17 protein-coding genes are annotated in these 18,713 nt (G+C 47.7%); 15 read left to right on the top strand and 2 right to left on the bottom strand.

Annotated features, from left to right (window positions below; all coding sequences use genetic code 11):
* Window positions 1-38: 38 nt before the first annotated feature.
* Both M8332_RS03845 and M8332_RS03840 read left to right on the top strand, forming a co-directional pair.
* A complete protein-coding gene (locus M8332_RS03845) occupies window positions 39-1,211 on the top strand; it encodes a CDP-glycerol glycerophosphotransferase family protein (RefSeq protein WP_252779530.1) in 1,173 nt (390 codons plus the stop codon).
* Entirely contained in the window at window positions 1,204-2,118 is a 915-nt protein-coding gene (locus M8332_RS03840; RefSeq protein ID WP_252780802.1) for a deoxyribonuclease IV, read from the top strand. The genes M8332_RS03845 and M8332_RS03840 overlap by 8 nt, the downstream gene beginning before the upstream one ends.
* On the opposite strand, the gene M8332_RS03835 is transcribed toward M8332_RS03840, so the two are convergent.
* Entirely contained in the window at window positions 2,093-2,920 is an 828-nt protein-coding gene (locus tag M8332_RS03835) for a pyruvate, water dikinase regulatory protein (RefSeq protein WP_252779529.1), read from the bottom strand. The genes M8332_RS03840 and M8332_RS03835 overlap by 26 nt on opposite strands.
* 172 nt (window positions 2,921-3,092) lie before the next feature.
* Here M8332_RS03835 and rpsU point away from each other — a divergent pair, with 172 nt between their 5' ends.
* The 12 genes from rpsU to M8332_RS03775 all read left to right on the top strand — a co-directional run bounded on the left by rpsU (window position 3,093) and on the right by M8332_RS03775 (window position 14,941).
* Complete coding sequence (rpsU, locus tag M8332_RS03830; RefSeq protein ID WP_252750292.1) at window positions 3,093-3,293, top strand: 30S ribosomal protein S21; 201 nt, start codon at window positions 3,093-3,095, stop codon at window positions 3,291-3,293.
* Between the two features lie 135 nt (window positions 3,294-3,428).
* Window positions 3,429-4,391: a PhoH family protein gene (locus M8332_RS03825; RefSeq protein WP_252779528.1), complete on the top strand. Its 963-nt coding sequence runs from the start codon at window positions 3,429-3,431 to the stop codon at window positions 4,389-4,391.
* A 9-nt stretch (window positions 4,392-4,400) separates the two neighbouring features.
* Complete coding sequence (gene ybeY / locus M8332_RS03820; protein WP_252780801.1) at window positions 4,401-4,883, top strand: rRNA maturation RNase YbeY; 483 nt, start codon at window positions 4,401-4,403, stop codon at window positions 4,881-4,883.
* Window positions 4,867-5,265: a diacylglycerol kinase family protein gene (locus tag M8332_RS03815; RefSeq protein WP_252779527.1), complete on the top strand. Its 399-nt coding sequence runs from the start codon at window positions 4,867-4,869 to the stop codon at window positions 5,263-5,265. The genes ybeY and M8332_RS03815 overlap by 17 nt, the downstream gene beginning before the upstream one ends.
* Window positions 5,266-5,281: 16 nt before the next feature.
* On the top strand, window positions 5,282-6,187 hold the full coding sequence (gene era, locus M8332_RS03810; RefSeq protein WP_252779526.1) for a GTPase Era: 906 nt from the start codon (window positions 5,282-5,284) through the stop codon (window positions 6,185-6,187).
* Window positions 6,188-6,214: 27 nt separating this feature from the next.
* Entirely contained in the window at window positions 6,215-6,985 is a 771-nt protein-coding gene (gene recO, locus M8332_RS03805) for a DNA repair protein RecO (protein ID WP_289847005.1), read from the top strand.
* Between the two features lie 272 nt (window positions 6,986-7,257).
* A complete protein-coding gene (gene glyQ / locus M8332_RS03800; RefSeq protein ID WP_252779525.1) occupies window positions 7,258-8,229 on the top strand; it encodes a glycine--tRNA ligase subunit alpha in 972 nt (323 codons plus the stop codon).
* Window positions 8,229-10,307, top strand: coding sequence for a glycine--tRNA ligase subunit beta (gene glyS / locus M8332_RS03795; protein WP_252779524.1), 2,079 nt, complete (start codon window positions 8,229-8,231; stop codon window positions 10,305-10,307). Before glyQ ends, glyS begins: the two co-directional genes overlap by 1 nt.
* Before the next feature lie 27 nt (window positions 10,308-10,334).
* A complete protein-coding gene (dnaG, locus tag M8332_RS03790; RefSeq protein WP_252779523.1) occupies window positions 10,335-12,167 on the top strand; it encodes a DNA primase in 1,833 nt (610 codons plus the stop codon).
* 17 nt (window positions 12,168-12,184) lie between these two features.
* A complete protein-coding gene (rpoD, locus tag M8332_RS03785; RefSeq protein WP_252779522.1) occupies window positions 12,185-13,390 on the top strand; it encodes an RNA polymerase sigma factor RpoD in 1,206 nt (401 codons plus the stop codon).
* A 50-nt stretch (window positions 13,391-13,440) separates the two neighbouring features.
* Complete coding sequence (locus M8332_RS03780) at window positions 13,441-14,145, top strand: tRNA (adenine(22)-N(1))-methyltransferase (RefSeq protein ID WP_252779521.1); 705 nt, start codon at window positions 13,441-13,443, stop codon at window positions 14,143-14,145.
* Window positions 14,132-14,941: a Nif3-like dinuclear metal center hexameric protein gene (locus M8332_RS03775; RefSeq protein WP_252779520.1), complete on the top strand. Its 810-nt coding sequence runs from the start codon at window positions 14,132-14,134 to the stop codon at window positions 14,939-14,941. Before M8332_RS03780 ends, M8332_RS03775 begins: the two co-directional genes overlap by 14 nt.
* A 37-nt stretch (window positions 14,942-14,978) precedes the next feature.
* Here M8332_RS03775 and M8332_RS03770 read toward each other — a convergent pair whose 3' ends face one another.
* Complete coding sequence (locus M8332_RS03770; protein ID WP_252779519.1) at window positions 14,979-15,167, bottom strand: DUF2929 family protein; 189 nt, start codon at window positions 15,165-15,167, stop codon at window positions 14,979-14,981.
* Between the two features lie 134 nt (window positions 15,168-15,301).
* Here M8332_RS03770 and dnaE point away from each other — a divergent pair, with 134 nt between their 5' ends.
* Window positions 15,302-18,634 (top strand): DNA polymerase III subunit alpha, encoded by a 3,333-nt coding sequence (gene dnaE / locus M8332_RS03765; protein ID WP_252779517.1) that lies wholly within the window; start codon window positions 15,302-15,304, stop codon window positions 18,632-18,634.
* Window positions 18,635-18,713: the final 79 nt, after the last annotated feature.

Genomic DNA, 18,713 nt, shown 5'->3' with positions numbered 1-18,713 from the left:
TCACAGAGCAACCTTAGAAAGTGGCGGGATAAGATAAAATGAAAACAGTATATGTTTGGTTGGTTCGCTTCCTCTCCGTACTATTTTACTTTAGAACTAAAAAGAACGTTTATTACCTGATGAGTTACAGTAACAACCTCCACATGATTAAACGGACGGCGGCTGAGTTGCCAGCGGGACAAAAATTGGTGGTAATTTATAATCCACGCACGTTGGCGGCTGCTTATGACCTCAAGGCCTTTGGGGTTAAGGCAATTCCGTTAAAAATGAGTATCCCGTTTTTACTGCAGCGCATTCCGCAGTTAATGACGGCTCGGTTAATTTTTTGTGATAACTATTACGCTCTGTTAGCTGGCTTAATTCGGCCCCGGACGAAAATGAAGATCATTCAACTGTGGCATGCGGATGGCACGATTAAGACGTTTGGTTGGGAGGATCCTAACCAACGGCGAACCGGATGGTTCAAACGCCGGCGCCATCAACTTGTATATAACCAGTTTGATGACTATGTGGTGGCGTCTAAAGCCATGGGAAACGTTTTTCAACGCAGCTTTGCCCAACCGGCGACTAAAATGCAGGATTTGGGCATGCCGCGCTCTGATCGGTTGTTTAGTGCGAACTGGTTAGATACGGTACGGCAGCGGGTTTGGTTGGCGGCGCCCGAGTTAAAAAACAAGCGGGTGATTTTATACGCCCCGACTTACCGGAGTGCGAGCCAACTGAACCCGCCCACTGGGACGATTGAGGCCTTAGCGGCCGATCCTAACGCGATTGTAGCGGTTAAGCTCTACCCAGAGATTGATCGTGAGAAACTCGAAATGGAACAGTTTAACCATCCAAACGTCAAAATTTATGACGAATTTACCACGACCGATTTGATGACGCTAGCGGACACCCTAGTCACTGATTATTCGTCGTTCATTTTTGACTTTAGTTTGATGCCCCAGGCCCGGTCGGCGATTTTCTTTATGTATGATTTGCAAGCATACGCCGAACAGCGCGGGGTTCAACCGGACTTAAACCGGTGGTTACCAACGCCACCAGTTAAAACAGTTGAGCAGTTACGACAAGCAATCCAGGCCAATCAACCAGTTGACTTTACGGCCTTTAACGATTGGTGGAATACTTATAACGATGGAAAAGCGTACAAGCGGGTGATTGACAAATACGTCATCGGCCGGCATAACGCTGCGGAGGATAATGATGAGTGAAGAATTATTGCTAGGTTCCCACGTCGGAATGAAAGCACCCGACATGTTTTTAGGCTCAGCGAAAGAGGCGGCTGCAAACGATGAAACCGCCTTTATGGTGTACACCGGAGCGCCCCAAAATTCACGCCGCAAGCCCCTGGATGAATTAGAAATTCCGGCGGGGAAAGACTACATGCACCACCACGGGTTACGAGAAGTGGTTGTGCATGCTCCCTACATTATTAACCTGGCGAACACCAAAAAACCCCAAAGTTTTGGCTTTGCGGTTGATTTTTTACGCAAGGAAGTGGAACGTTCCGAAGCAATGGGAGCAACCCAGATTGTATTACATCCTGGTTCCCACGTGGGCGCTGGGGTTGATGCGGGGTTACAACAGATTATTAAGGGGTTAAACCAGGTGATTGACCCCGAACAACAAATTCAAATTGCGTTAGAAACGATGGCCGGCAAGGGAACCGAGCTCGGGACTAGTTTTGAACAACTCCATACCATCATTGCCGGAGTGGAGCATCCAGAAAAACTCTCGGTAACCTTTGACACCTGTCATACGTACGATGCAGGCTATGACGTAAAGGAGGACTTTGCGGGCGTCCTAGCTGAGTTTGATCGGGTTATCGGGCTTGAGCGGCTCAAAGTCATTCACTTGAATGACGATAAAAATCCACTGGGAAGTCACAAAGACCGTCATGAAAACATTGGCTTTGGCACGATTGGTTTCACGGCGTTAAACGCCATTGCCCACGACGAAAAACTGGTGGCAGTTCCCAAAATCATGGAAACGCCCGCCATTAAAGTTAACGATAAGGTAAAGGTGGATCCGCATGGTGCGGAAGTTGCGATGCTCCGGAACCAACAATTTGATTCGGAGCTGATTCAAAAGCTTACGACGGCGGCATTGGCCGATTAGCCTTTGGTAGGCTTTCGGTAATAATGGAAGCCGTTTCTTCGATTGACTTGTCGGCAACGTTAATACAGAGACACCCGATTTTTTGGTAGAGGCGCTGAGCGTAGTCCAGTTCCTCCTTGATGTTTGCAGCGTTTGAATACCGGGTATCGTTTTCAATTCCGTATTCCTTCATCCGTTGGGTGCGAATCTCTTGCAGTTTTGTAATCGAATTGGTTAAGCCAAAAATCTTTTTGGGATTTAATTGCCAAATTTCATCTGGCAGTTGAATGTTGGGCCCCACGGGCACGTTCGCCACCTTATAGCTTTCGTTGGCGAGGTATAACGATAATGGGGTCTTCGAAGTCCGCGAAACCCCTAAGATCACGATGTCAGCTTGCTTTAGTTTTTCGGGATGGCGACCGTCGTCGTTTGCGACCGTAAATTCAATGGCGTCGATGCGTTTGAAGTAGGCAGCGTTTAAATTGTGGACTAATCCAGGAACCGCTGCTGAAGATTCGTGGAGCCGGTGAGAAATTAATTCAATCGGGGTCTGGATACAGTCAAAACTCGACAGGCCATTTTCTTCGGCATACTGCGTTACCATGTCACTGAGCTCGGAATCCACTAGGGTATGGAAGATAATCGCTTGATTTTCCTTGGCTAGCTTTAAAATTCCAGTGAGAATTGCCTTGGTTTGGATGAATGGATACTGACTGATGTTGGCATGGGCCTCTGGAAACTGCGCCGCCGCTGTTTTAGCAATCGTGGTTCCGGTTTGTCCACTTGAATCAGAAATGACAAATACGTTATAAATGGTTTTCATAAAGAACTCCTTTCAAAAAGCTCGTTGCTCTTATTATAGCTTAATTGCAGGACTTTCACGGACCAGAACAAAATCTTAATTCGGTCGTTGACGTGAATTTTAGCATAAGGTATAATTGTACTTGTCAGATAGTAGCGCTGGCACTATTTAAGCTCGGAGGGAGGGATTTTACATGTCAAAAACCGTTGTTCGTAAGAACGAATCTCTTGAAGATGCTCTTCGTCGCTTTAAACGGACTGTTTCAAAAAGCGGAACTCTCCAGGAATTTCGTAAACGTGAATTTTACGAAAAGCCTAGCGTTAAACGTAAATTAAAATCAGAAGCAGCAAGAAAACGTAACAATAAAAAGAAAAAGCGTCGTAACAACTTCTAAACAAGTTCAAACGTAAAAAACACTCCAAAGGTTGATCTTTTGGAGTGTTTTTTAGTTGGCAAACTGGGTTTCCCTTTGGAAAGCCCGGGGGATATGCTAAAATTTAACCAAAACGCATTAAGGAGATATATTTGATTGATTGAAAATTTTGAATATCAAAAACAATTACCGTTGAATAATCCAAACGATCAGGCGCTCTTATTTGGAACTCAAGACGCGCTCGTCAAAATTATTGAAGATGAATTACACACTTCGATTCGCTTTTTTGAGGGAATGATTAAGGTTGAAGGACATGACGAACAGGCAGTCCAGTTAAGTTATGACATTCTCTTGAATATCTTAAAACTGATTCACGCCGGGATTCATCCAACCGCGAGTGATTACGTAGCGGCCGTTAACCTAGCCCGCCAGGGGCGGATTAGTTCCTTACCGGATTTGTATAACCAGGTATTAATTAAGGACAACAAGGGCAAACCGGTGCGGGTGAAAAACTTTGGCCAGTGTCAGTATATTCAAGCAATTAATCAGCATGACATTACCTTTGGGATTGGTCCTGCCGGAACCGGAAAAACCTATTTAGCCGTGGTGATGGCGGTGGCCGCCTTGAAAAAGGGAAAAGTCGATAAAATTGTCCTCACGCGACCAGCCGTGGAAGCTGGAGAAAGCCTTGGATTTTTACCAGGTGATTTGAAGGAAAAGGTCGATCCCTATCTGCGCCCGTTGTACGATTCTTTGTACGCAATTTTAGGCAAAGACCACACGGATCGGCTCATTGAACGGGGGGTAATTGAAATTGCTCCCTTAGCCTACATGCGGGGTCGGACGTTAGAAAATGCTTTTGTCATCCTGGATGAAGCGCAGAACACGACTAATCCGCAGATGAAAATGTTTTTAACCCGGTTAGGGTTTGGTTCCAAAATGATTGTAAATGGTGACATTCAACAAATTGATTTAAAGGGTAACGTGACGAGTGGGTTAGTTAGTGCTCCCCACGTGTTAGCGGCGATTGATGACATCGCGGTGATTCGGCTCACGGCTGCCGATGTGGTCCGAAATCCAGTTGTAGCTAAGATTATCACGGCCTATGAAGCTGAATAAGGAGAAATGATGGATCTAGAAATTTATGATGAAACCACCCCGCAGGTTTCCGATGCCAAAATCAAACTAATTAAGGGCTTATTAGACTATGCAGCGCAAACATTGGGATTAGCTGAGAATACGGAAATGTCTGTGACGCTCGTGAATAACGAGCGCATTCAAGCCATTAATCGTGAATATCGCAACGTAGATCGGGCAACTGATGTGATCAGTTTTGCCCTCGAGGATGATGCCGAGGCTGATCTTCCCCTCATCATGGACGATGAGTTACGCGCTGAGATTCCGGAAAATCTGGGGGACATCTTTGTGAGCATGGATAAGGTTCAGGAACAGGCTGATTTTTTGGGACATTCTACGGACCGCGAGTTAGGCTTCTTAGTTGTTCACGGCTTTTTGCATCTCAACGGTTATGATCACATGGAACCCGAGGACGAGGCGGTGATGTTTCCCCTCCAACGAAAGATTTTAGATGGCTATGGACTCAAAAAATAACCGGCAGATCACCAAAAATAAAAACTTTGCCCAAGCCTTCGGTCACGCCTGGGACGGGTTCTGTTTAATTTTTTTTCGGGAACGGAACTTTCGTATTCACCTGCTCGGCATGTTCGTCGTTATCGTAGTGGGGTTGGCGCTTCACGTGGATGCCCGTACCTGGCTCTGGTTATTATTAGCCTGTTTTTTGGTTCTGAGTGCTGAGATTGTCAACACATTGGTCGAATACCTAGTGGACCTAACCGTGGGACCACACTTTGATCCGGTTGCCAAAAAAGTGAAGGATATCGCCGCTGGAGGCGTGTTATTTACCGCCGGAATGGCTTTAGTTATCGGGATAATTGTATTGTTTCCCTATGTCACTGCACTGCTACCGTTTTAAGAGATGAGGAAAAGATATGAGTACAGGATTCAAATCCGGCTTTGTGGCCATTGTTGGCCGTCCAAACGTCGGCAAGTCAACGTTTTTAAACCGGGTGGTGGGTCAGAAAGTGGCCATCATGAGCGATAAGGCTCAAACCACGCGTAACAAGATTCAGGGAATTTACACGACGGGTGACAGTCAAATGGTGTTTCTCGACACCCCTGGAATCCATAAGCCTCAAAATAAACTGGATGAATACATGGATCAGGCGGCGTTATCAGCTCTAAAAGAGGTGGAAGCCGTGCTGTTCATGGTTAGTGCAACCGAAACGCGTGGGGCCGGGGATAATTACATTATTGACCAGTTAAAGCAGATTGAAGCCCCCGTTTACCTAATCATTAATAAGATTGATGAGATTAATCCGAACCAACTCCTGCCGATTATGGATCTGTACCGCAAGGCCTACCCGTGGGCCGAGGTTTTTCCCATCTCAGCGTTACGAGGGAACAACGTGGATGAGTTACTGCAGTCCTTAGTACAAACCCTTCCGGAAGGGCCGCAATATTATCCGGATGATCAAATTACGGATCATCCCGAGCGCTTTATCGTGCAAGAAATCATTCGGGAACAAATTTTAGCCAATACGCGTCAGGAAATTCCCCATTCAGTGGCTGTCTATGTTGAATGGATGCGTCCCAATGAAACCGGCAAGCTCCAGATTGAAGCTTCAATTATTGTCGAACGAAATGGGCAAAAGGGCATCATTGTGGGGAAGGGCGGCCAACGGCTTAAATATATCAGCGTGGGGGCCCGACGTGAAATTGAAAAACTGCTCGGAACGAAGGTTAACTTAAAACTATGGGTCCACGTTCAATCCGGGTGGCGTGATAAACCAACCGCCTTAAATAACCTGGGATATAGTGCCAAAAATGATTATTAAGGTGGCTGACACCAAAGGGGTGTAAGTGTGGTTAATACCAAGAGTCGCCCTTTCCACGGGATTTTAATCTACCGCCAGAATTATCGTGAACACGATATGCTGGTGAAGTTTTTTACCGCGGAAGCGGGCAAAAAGATGTTTTTAATTCGCGGGGCGCGTCGGCCTAAGTTTAAAATGACAGCGGATTTGTTGCCGTTTAGTTACGGAACCTACGATGGAACGCTAAAAAAACAGGGGTTATCCTACATTGCGACGGCCGATCACGTGAAGCATTTTAGCCAGATCAGTGCTGATTTAATGTTGAACGCTTATGCGACCTATATTATGGGGCTTCTTGACGCTGCCTTTCCCGATGGGGTAGTGGTTTCTCAGTGGTTTGATAAATTATTTTATGCCCTAAACCTGATTAATAACGGCTTTGATCCGGCAATTATTACAAACATCGTGGAGGTCCAGTTGTTGCCGGTTTTGGGAGTGGCTCCAGAATGGCATCACTGTGCGGTTTGTGGTCGAACGACCACGACTTATGATTATTCCGAACAGTTCGGTGGTTTGATTTGTGAGCGCCACTTTGCCGCTGATCCTCACCGGTTGCACTTAGCGCCACGAACGCTTTACTACCTCCAGTTGTTTTCGGCGGTTGAGCTTGCCAAGATTGGTAAAATTCAGGTAAATCAACGGACTAAGGCCCAACTACAGCAGACCCTAGATCAAATCTATGATCATGACGTGGGATTGAAACTAAAGAGTAAGCGGTTTTTACAGCAAATGAAGCAGTGGTCGCTTACACCGAAGTGATTGTCGTTGACGTTTGCAAACCAGCCCACTATAATGGAATTAACTAAATATTTGACACAGACAAAAGAGAGTAACTGAAGGTTACAAGGCAGCGAAGCCATGATAGTGAGAGATGGCACTTGCATTCAGGGACTGGCGCTTTTCGAGTCAATGCGTTTCGAGTTGCTGATTAAGTTCAGAAGTAGGGTGGAACCGCGACGACCTCGTCCCTATGTAAGAGTTTTTACTTTTACATAGGCTTTTTTATTTGTTTGAGAAATGGAGGAATTAACATGACAAAAAAGCTCTCAATGCAAGCAATTGCAGCCACGCTGAAAAAGTATTGGGGTCAGCAAGGGTGCATGGTAATGGATGCGTACGATACCGAAAAAGGGGCTGGGACGATGAGTCCGTTTACCTTCCTGCGGGCCATTGGACCAGAACCGTGGAACGTCTGTTACGTAGAACCATCGAGACGCCCGGCAGATGGTCGGTACGGAGAAAACCCGAATCGGTTGTACCAACACCATCAGTTTCAGGTCCTCATGAAACCCTCGCCAGACGACATTCAAAATCTGTACATTCACTCCCTAGAGGAACTGGGGATTAATCCCTTAGAACACGACATTCGGTTTGTGGAAGACAACTGGGAAAACCCCTCAATGGGTTGTGCCGGAGTTGGTTGGGAAGTCTGGCTCGATGGGATGGAAGTAACGCAGTTTACCTACTTCCAAGTCGTGGGAGGCTTACAGATGGATCCCGTGGCCGTGGAAATTACCTACGGGTTGGAACGACTAGCGTCTTACATTCAAGCCGTTAACAACGTTTTTGATCTCGAATGGTCGGATGGGGTTAAGTATGGCGATATCTTCAAAGAACCGGAGTACGAACACTCTAAATATAGTTTCGAGGAAAGTAACCAAGTTATGCTCCATCAATTATTTGATGCATACGAAACGGAAGCACAACGGTTGATTAAACTCGGCTTAGTGCATCCCGCCTACGACTACGTTTTAAAGTGTAGTCATACTTTTAACCAACTGGATGCCCGCGGAGCCGTTTCGGTGACGGAACGGGCCGGGTATCTTGCCCGGATTCGGAAAATGGCCCACGGAATTGCCCAGGCCTTTGTAGAAGAACGCCGAAAGTTAGGCTTCCCGTTGATTAAGGATCCACAAACGCGGGCTGCCGTACTCGCTGAATATACGAAAAAACACGAAGCAACTGTGCACCAACAAGCAAAACAAAAGGGGGAGGCAAAATAATGACACGTGATTTTCTATTAGAGATTGGCTTAGAGGAAATGCCTGCGCACGTTGTAACCCCAAGCATCCACCAGCTAATGACCAAGGTGGAACAATTTCTGCAAGCCGAACGCATTAGTTACGAACACATTAAACCCTTTTCGACGCCCCGGCGGTTGGCCCTTCAAATTACTGGTTTAGCCACTAAGCAGCCCGATATTGATGAAGAGGTCAAGGGGCCGGCCAAGCGAATCGCACAAAATGAGGACGGTAGCTGGAGTAAAGCGGCCCTTGGGTTTACAAAGGGCCAAGGAGTTACGCCAGACGCCATCACCTTTAAAACGGTCAAGGGAACGGACTACGTGTTTGTCAATAAACACGTCACCGGTAAGCCGGTGGGGGAGGTCTTACTCGGGTTAGTCGACGTGATTAAGTCCCTTAACTTTCCAACCATGATGAAGTGGGGGACGAACCACTTTCAATTTGTTCGACCCATCAAATGGTTGGTAGCCCTCCTCGATGAAGAGGTCTTACCGTTAGAGATTGTAAACGTCCGGGCGGGGCGGACAACCTACGGACACCGCTTCTTAGGTAATCCGGTTGCCTTAAGGAAGGGCTCCGATTACGAACCGGCTTTAGAACAAGAATTTGTCATTGCCGATGCGGCCAAACGCAAAGTTAAAATCAAAGCTCAAATTGCGGCTATTGCCGATGAACATGATTGGCAGATTCCCGTCGAAACTGATTTATTGGAAGAAGTTAATAACTTGGTGGAATGGCCGACCAGCTTTGCTGGTGATTTTGACCCCCGCTTTTTAGCCATTCCGAAGGAAGTTTTGATTACTTCCATGCGCAATCACCAACGGTTCTTTGCCGTGGAGGATCAAGCCGGTAACTTATTGCCCCACTTTGTTTCCGTTCGTAACGGAAACGGTGAGTACCTTGATAACGTCATTACGGGAAACGAAAAGGTTCTGGCTGCTCGTTTGTATGATGCGGAATTCTTCTACCAGGAAGACCAGCAACATGACCTCGATTACTTCGTGCAGAAGCTCAAGGACGTGACCTTCCATGATCAGATTTCATCGATGTATGCCAAAATGCAACGAGTTCAGGTGATTGCCCGTTTAATTGGTGAACGGGTGGGGCTCACGAAGCGCCAGTTGACCCACCTCGACCGGGCCGCTTCCATCTATAAGTTTGACCTTGTAACTGGGATGGTTGGTGAATTTTCTGAATTACAAGGGATTATGGGGGAGAAGTACGCGCTGTTACAGGGTGAGGATCCAGAGGTCGCTCAGGCCATCCGGGAACACTATCAACCAATTGCTGCGGATGGTGCCCTACCGGCATCCCCGGTCGGAGCGGTGTTAGCGGTTGCTGACAAGTTGGATAGTATCATGACCTTCTTTGCTGCTGGAATGATCCCCAGTGGGTCTAACGATCCCTATGCACTTCGACGCCAAGCAACTGGAATTGTGCGCATCGTGACGGATCGACAGTGGACCCTACCACTGCATCCGTTATTAGAAGCGATTGTGACAGCGGAAACAGAGCAGGCTGTCCTGCCTAAGGTTGACCAAACGCCCGTCTTTACTGACGTGATTGCGTTTATTAAGGAACGGATTAAAAAGGAGCTCAAGGATACAGGGGTCAGTTATGACCTTGTCAATGCGGCGGTTGCGGCTACCAGTACCGACATTAACTACAATGAACAGAGTGCGCTAACGTTACGAACTGCACATGACCAGGCTGATTTTAAAGCAGTCATTGAAGCCTTGACCCGGGTAACTCGGATTGCAGCACAGGCCGATGCCCCATTAGCTGATAACGAGGTTAATCCCGCCTTGTTTGAAAACGAAGCTGAACAAGCAATGGATACCGCAGTCAAGCAACTCCAGCAGAATTTTGTTACCCTGCCAGCCGCAGCCGCTTATGCAGCGTTGGCAGATTTGCGAACCGTGATTGCCAGTTATTTTGATGCAACGATGATCATGACCAAGGATCCGGCCGTTCGGCAGAATCGACTAACGGAAATGCAGCAATTAGCGGCTTTAATTCAGCATTTTGCTGACGTAGAAGCGGTCATGGTAAAGTAAAAAGCCAAGTGAAGGATGGTGACCAACATGCCAAAGTTGCCAGAAGACTTTGTTGAACGGGTGCGGACCAGTACCAACATTACGGACGTGGTCAGTAAGTACGTTCAGTTAAAAAAAGCGGGGCAAAACTTGTTTGGCTTATGTCCCTTTCACGAAGAACGGACCGCCTCGTTTTCGGTAAATGAAGGCAAACAAATTTTTCACTGTTTTAGTTGCGGTCGGGGGGGGAATGTTTTTACCTTTTTAATGGATTTAAAGGGGCTCTCCTTTCCCGAAGCAGTGGAAGCAGTGGCGAAGGATGATGGAATTGAGTTGCCAGCGGGGGTCACGACCCAAGCACCCAATCCGAAACACCAGCAGCAACAACCGTTAATTGCTGCTCATCAGGAAGCCGCCCAGTTGTATCACCACATCTTGGTTAATACGAAACTGGGAGAATCAGCCCGGGCTTACCTAAAAAAGCGCCAGATTAGTCCGGAAATGATTGACCGTTTTAACCTGGGGTACGCGCCCGGCAATCAAGTGCTCCAGTCCTTCTTTGCCGAACGGAAAACGGATTATCAAACGTTGCGCAAGACCGGGATGTTCGTCGAAGATCAACAGGGGAATTTGAAAGACCGGTTCTCGAACCGGTTGATGTTTCCAATTGCGAACCTAACCGGAGCCATCGTGGGCTTCTCCGGGCGCCTGTTGCAACCGGATGATAACGCGCCAAAGTACTTAAATAGTCCGGAAACGGCAATCTTTAACAAGCGGCGGGTTTTATATAACTATGCGCCAGCCCGCCAGGCAGCGCGGCAAAAACACCGGCTGATTTTGTTTGAGGGTTTCATGGACGTGATTTCTGCGACGCAGGCTGGCATTGAGAACGGAGTAGCTTCCATGGGAACCAGTCTGACCGAAGAACAAATTTATGATTTGAAGCGGGTCACCGATCACATTGACATTTTTTACGATGGTGACACTCCCGGACAAAAAGCAATCGCGCGGGCGGTAACTCTATTAGAACAGACCAAGCAATTCCAAATTGGAGTCATTCAGATTCCAAATGGGATGGACCCTGATGAATACCGGCGTGAATTTGGGGCGGCTGGCTTTCAAAGCATCGTCAAAAGCGGTCGGGAACCGGTCATTAAATTTCGCTTGCGGTACTTACGGACGCAGTTCAACCTTAGCAATGAAGCAGAGCGGATTGACTATGCCCAACAAGCAACGCGGTTAATTGCCAGGCTGGATAGTTCGGTGGAACGAACCGTCTACCTAAAGGACTTAGCTACTGATTTGGATTTGGGGCTTGCTAGCCTGCAAGAGCAGTGTGATCAAGACCGCCAGCGCTTAGAACATGAACAACGGCCCGCTCATGCAAAGGACACCCCGCCACGAGCTACACCCCAGCAGCGGGAACAACCCCGGTATTCGCGGGTTGAAAACGCCGAACGGCAGCTATTAACGGCGATGCTCCATGATTCAAACGTGTGGACCCAGGTGATTAATCGGCCCGAATTTAACTTCGTACACGATGATTATCAACAACTCTACTTGTTTGCGCAGGAATTTTTCCGCCAGCATGCTGAATATGATTCTGCTGAGTTTAACGATTTTGTGGGGGAACGGCACCTACAATCGGTCTTAGCGGAGTTAGAAATGACACCAGCTTACGATTACTATAGTGCCCAGGCAGTTGCTGATTGTGTTAAAATAATACAACAGGATGCGCCGTTAACCGCGCAAATCAAGACTTTAAAACATGAATTTGCAGTTGCCGAGCAAACGGGGAATGAATTACAACAACTCAAACTCGCGACCGATTTGATTAAGCTCCAACAAGAGTTAGATCGGCTCAAGGCAACTGACGATTAAACCGGGGAGGAATTTAAATGGCAGAACGAAAAGCACGTAAAAACGCAGAACTAAAAAAAGCGACTCCCAAAGCAAAAAGTACCACCGCTGCAAAGCAGGAACGACTGAATCAGGATCTGAAAAAAGAGTTTGATCAAGACGGGTACCACAAGGTTTACCAAGCTTTAGTGAAGAAATATAAAAAAATTGGGCATGTCACGTATGCAACCTTGGAATCAGAACTTCAAGTTCCCTTTGATCTGAAGAAGAAACAAATGAATGAGTTGTTAGAAAAGGTCGAAGACGATGGAATTAGCATCGTTGACGAACACGGAGAACCGGATCCCCGGGCCTTAGAAGCCGCTAAAAAGGTTACCCAAAAGGAACTGAAGAATGCCTCGAGCTCGCAAGGGGTTAAGATCAACGATCCCGTTCGGATGTACCTGAAAGAAATTGGGCGGGTCCCATTGCTAACTGCTGACCAAGAAGTGCAGTTAGCCCTTCGAATCGAAGAAGGCGACGAGGAAGCCAAGCAGGAGCTCGCCGAAGCCAACTTACGATTGGTTGTTTCGATTGCTAAACGTTACGTTGGTCGGGGTATGCAGTTCTTAGACTTAATTCAAGAAGGAAACATGGGTCTCATGAAGGCCGTTGAAAAGTTTGATTACCGCAAGGGTTTTAAATTCTCAACGTATGCTACTTGGTGGATTCGCCAGGCGATTACCCGGGCGATTGCTGATCAAGCTCGCACGATTCGGATTCCAGTCCACATGGTTGAGACCATTAACAAGTTAATTCGGGTCCAACGGCAGTTATTGCAAGACCTTGGTCGCGAACCACTTCCCATTGAAATTGGCGCAGAAATGGACATGCCAACCGCCAAGGTTCGTAACATTCTGAAGATTTCTCAGGAACCCGTATCCTTAGAAACGCCGATTGGGGAAGAGGATGACTCCCACCTTGGCGATTTCATCGAAGATAAAGAGGCTACCAGTCCCGAAGACCATGCTTCGTATGAACTATTGAAAGAACAGTTAGAAGGGGTTTTAGACACTCTTACGGACCGAGAAGAAAATGTCTTACGACTTCGGTTTGGGCTTGACGATGGTCGGACCCGGACGTTAGAAGAAGTTGGTAAGGTCTTTGGGGTAACGCGAGAACGAATTCGGCAAATTGAGGCAAAGGCGTTACGCAAGTTACGGCACCCATCTCGCAGTAAACAATTGAAAGACTTTTTAGATTAATTAAAAAACAGAGATCCATGGGGATCCCTGTTTTTTTGCCGGGAGGAAGTATGACAATTCAACACCTATCCAAACGATTGCAAGCGGTGGCCGCCTTAGTTCCGTCGGTGCCTAAGTTAGTGGACATTGGCTCTGACCATGCTTATTTACCGGCCTATTTGTTGCAACGCCAAGTGATTCAGACGGCGATTGCGGGCGAGGTCCGCCAGGGCCCGTTAGCAAACGCGCAGCGCGAAATTACCAAACTAGGTTTAGAAGCCGTAATGCAGGCGCGGTTAGGGGACGGACTAACAGTCCTTGCTCCCGACGAACAGGTGGACGTGATTGTAATCGCCGGCATGGGGGGCGAACTGATTACGGAAATCCTGACGCGAGGCCAAGCGCAGTTACGGCAGCATCCGGTCTTGGTGTTGCAGCCAAATGTCGATGAAAACGTCTTGCGCCGGTGGTTGCAAGCTAATCACTATCAGATTACGGCTGAACAACTCGTCGAAGATGCTGGGCACTTTTACGAAATGTTGCGGGCTGAATTTTTGCCTAATCCACCCGCATTAACCAAAACGGAGTTGGAGTTTGGCCCGTACTTAGTTAGGGAACGGAGTGCGATTTTTCGCCACAAATGGCAGGAGCGGCTCCACAAGAGTGAACTTATTTTGCGGCGGTTGCAAGCTTCTCGAAAGCAACCCGTGGCTAAAATGGCGGCGATGCAAGCTCGCATTACAGCCATTCAGGAGGTACTTAATGACAAAGGTTAGTGAAATTATTGACCGCTTTGAACAATTTGCCCCGTTAACGTTTAAAGAACCAGGGGATCCTACCGGTTTTCAGTTAGGTGATCGAGAGGCTGTGGTACATCAAATGATGACAACGCTCGACGTGCGGCCAGAGGTGGTACAAGAAGCCATCGTTTGCAACGTTGATTTTATCTTTGCCCACCATCCGGTAATGTTTCGGCCCGCCACGAATTTAGATTTGGCTAACCCCCAAAATGCAATGTATGCGGAGTTATTAAAGCATAATATTACGGTTTATGCGGCCCACACCAACCTGGATAATGCACCGGGGGGCATGAATGATTGGTTAGCAGCCACTCTGGGATTAGAGCAAACGACGGGTTTGGTTGAACACGAACAACAGGATGACGAACCAGAACTTGCTATGGGGCGGGTCGGCATGTTGCCCCAGCCCATGACCTTAACGGAACTGGCAACTCGCTGTCGGGAGCGGTTTAACCTGCGTGGGATCCGGGTCGTAAGTTTTGATCCAAAGCAAGTGGTGCAGCGGGTGGCCATTTTAGGCGGTAGTGGGGGTAAATTTTATCCAGCGGCTCTGGCCCAGCATGCGGATGTTTACATCACGGGCGATCTGTTTTACCATACGGCACAGGATTTGTTAGCCACGGGCTTAACGGCGCTTGATCCGGGACATCACATCGAAAGCATCTGCAAACCGCGTCTTCGTGATTTATTTGACCAGTGGAAAGCTGAGGCACATTGGGAAATTACGGTCTTAGAATCGGAACTTAATACCGATCCGTTTCAATTTCAATAAAAAAAACCTGGAAATTAATTTCCAGGTTTTTTAATAGTTACGGTTTCATCACGAATTTGATAACGTTGACCCCGATCAGGGCAACGATGGCTCCTACAATTGCCACATCGAGTGCGACCGTTGTCGTAAACGGAGTTTGCAACAGGGCGGCTCCGATGTACCCAATGACTTCACCGTAGAGCACACCCCATAAGAGCGTTGTTAAATTTGTAGCAATAATGCGCATTGATATCCACTCCTTTATTCACTAGTAGTGTATCACTAATTATTAAAATTGCAATTAGGAGACGGGAGAAAAGGAAGTTCGCGGCGGTCTGCTATAATTAAGAAGAAGCAAATTAACGAAGGGAGCGGTCGCTGATGGCGTATGCACCATTACAAAATATTAGTTCCTACAGCTTATTGCAAAGTACAACTAAGCTACCAGACCTAGTTTCCGCTGCAAAGAAGCAGGGTTATAACGCTGTGGCGTTAACCGATCAAAACGTGATGTACGGAGCTGTCGCGTTTGAAAAGGAAGCCCGGCAGCAGGGGTTAAAACCAATCATCGGGTTAAAGCTAACGGTTCAGGGAACGGTTTTGACGGAGCACCAGTTCGAACTGGTGCTATTGGCCAAAAATCAAACCGGTTATCAAAATTTAATGCAGTTGTCGTCACTTGCGATGACAAAATCAGACGCGCTCACACTGGACCAAATGGCCGACTGGTTAACGGATCTGTTTGTGTTACTGCCAGAGAGTAGCGAAGCACTATCATTGCTAGACTATGACCGGCCCGCCGATGCCATTCAAGTCGTCCAGACCTTAACCGCCCTTGCCGATCCGGAGGCCGTCAAACTCGGCCTCCCAATGGATGCCACTGCTGCTGTGATTACTGCCCGGCAAGCCGTGGCAGATGCCACGCAGACCGAGTTAGTGGCCTTAAATGCCGTTGATTACTTACAAGCTACCGATTACTTTGACGTGCGGGTACTACGTTCCATTGATACGGGGACTCCACTCGGTTCAATTCCAGAACAACAGGCCCTGTTAGGCAAGCACTGGCTCCGACCAGCTCAGGAAGTGGAACAAGCCTACCAACAGCAATCCCTTCAGGCGGCGTTGACAGTTAACCAAAAAATTGTGGCCGCCTGTGACGTGCACATCCCCAAGCAAACACCGCATCTTCCGCGGTTTGAAACGCCTAATCAGGAGTCAGCAATTGCGTACCTCCAGGAGTTGTGTACGAAGGGCTTAGCCGACCGACTGCACCAGGCTCCCCCCGCGGCCTATACCGAGCGGTTGCAACATGAACTGGACGTCATTGACCGGATGGGTTTTAGCGACTACTTTTTGATTGTGTGGGATGTCATTAATTTTGCCCACCAGCAGCACATTATTACGGGACCGGGTCGGGGCTCTGCCGCGGGGTCGTTAGTGGCCTATGTTTTACGGATTACCGATGTCGACCCAATTAAGTACGACCTGCTGTTTGAACGATTTTTGAACGAAGAACGGGCCCAAATGCCAGATATTGACATGGATATTCCGGATGACCAACGTGATGAAATTCTGCAGTACGTGCATGATCGTTACGGTGACACCCACGTAGCCCAAATTATTACCTTTGGGACCCTCGGGGCCAAGCAAGCAATTCGCGATGTGGGCCGGGTGTTTGGAATGCGCCCCGAACAAATGAACCAGTGGAGCGCCGCGATTCCCAATCATTTGCACCAAACCCTAAGCAACGCTTTACAGGAGTCCCAAAAATTACAAAACCTAATTGCAGATCAACCGCTGAACGCGACCCTGTTTAAAACGGCCCAACAGTTAGAGGGCTTACCCCGTCACTACTCGACCCACGCAGCCGGGGTCATCTTAAGTGACCAACCAATCGTGGAAAAGGCGCCGGTTCAGGCCGGAAACGAAGGGTTACTAATGACCCAATACTCAAAGTACTACGTTGAAGATGTGGGCTTGTTAAAAATTGATTTCTTGGGGTTACGGAACCTCTCCATCATGGCGAACATTTTACAAATCGTGCACAACCAACTGGATGCCGATTTTGACGTGACTAAAATTGACCTTAATGATTCGCAGACTATGGAGCTATTTCAAGCCGGTCGAACCAACGGCGTGTTCCAGTTTGAATCCAGCGGGATTAAACAAGTACTGCGCCGAATGCACCCGGACCGCTTTGAACTAATTGCGGCGGTTAACGCCTTGTATCGTCCGGGTCCCATGGAAAACATTGATACCTTCATTAAACGGAAAAATGGGCAAGAAGAATATCATTACCAAAATGCGGCCATTCAAAAGATTTTGGGCGCAACCTATGGCATCATTGTTTATCAAGAACAAGTAATGCAGTTGGCCGCCACGATGGCCGGCTTTTCACTGGGACAAGCTGACGTGTTACGACGAGCCATGAGTAAGAAGCACCATCAAGAAATGGAGTCGATGCGGGAACGCTTTATTTCAGGATCCTTGCACAATGGCTATTCACAGGAAACGGCGGAGCAGACGTTTGCTTACATTGAACAGTTTGCAAGTTATGGTTTTAATAAATCCCACGCGGTTGCCTACAGTAAAATGGCGGTTGAGCTGGCCTATTTGAAGGCTCACTTTCCTGGGCCCTTTTTCACCGCTCTCTTGAATTCAGTCCTAGGTAATCAGGTTAAGATCAGAAACTACATTCAAGAAGCCAAGGACGATGGCATTTCCGTGTTACCGCCAGACATTAACCGAAGCGAGCTTGATTTTACGTATCAAGATCAAGGAATTCGGTTTGGTTTGCGAGCGGTGAAGGGGTTACGTTCTGATTTGATGCAAGCCCTCATTACGACGCGCAGAGAGGAAGGCGACTTTCGTGATCTAAACGATGTGATCCAACGGCTGCCTCAGAAATTTCGCAAGGTGGAACCCTTACAAACCCTCGCTGCAGTGGGGGCATTTGATCAGTTTGGTTATAATCGGCGGGAATTGAGCGAAGCGATTCCAAAGTTTATCAGTGCTGCTGATTTATCGGGCTCCCTGTTAGCTTCAATTCCAGGCATGGAGGTTGAGATTCAACGCAAAGCGGATTGGCCTGCTTGGCAGAAAATTAACTACGAAAGTGAGTACTTAGGGACCTTTTTGTCTGGGCATCCGGTGGAACGGTATGACCAACTAAAACAGAGGCAGAACGCCTTACGTAGCAACCAATTAAGTGCGGGACAACAACACGTTAACCTCGTGCTATTAGTGAATCACATCAAGAGCATTCGGACTAAAAAAGGCCAACTAATGGCCTTTGTGACGGCCTCTGATCAATTTGGGGAGGTGGATTTAACCCTCTTTCCGAACGTTTATCAAGCGGCACAGGAGTGGCTGCAACCAAACCAAGTAGTCCTGGTTACGGGTAATGTCGAAGAACGTCGGGGCTTACAGGTGGTGGTGGACCAACTCCAACCAGCTGCAAACGTTGTGCACCAGCAAACTACCGGTTCAAAACGGCTCTTTTTACAAATTCTCCCGACCCAAGAGCAACCCACGCAATTGCAACACTTACAGGCACTGTTGCAGGCACATCCCGGATCGGTCCCCGTGATTTTATACTGGGCGAGTTCTAAGCAACGGCAACTGTTGCCAAAGGCATGGCAAGTCAATCCCAGTTCGGACGTTATGGACCAACTACAGGCGTTGTTAGGGACGAAGAACGTGGTCTTAAAATGATTTTTAGTTGAATACAGACAGCGCACGTGAAAAGTGATACAATGAGAACGAAATTCAATAAAGGCAAGTTAAACTGGAG

This window comes from Fructilactobacillus ixorae, assembly GCF_024029915.1.
In the GTDB taxonomy this organism is placed as follows: domain Bacteria; phylum Bacillota; class Bacilli; order Lactobacillales; family Lactobacillaceae; genus Fructilactobacillus; species Fructilactobacillus ixorae.
The sequence above is the reverse complement of the archived record's forward strand: the minus strand, read 5'-3'. Positions and strand labels throughout refer to the sequence as shown.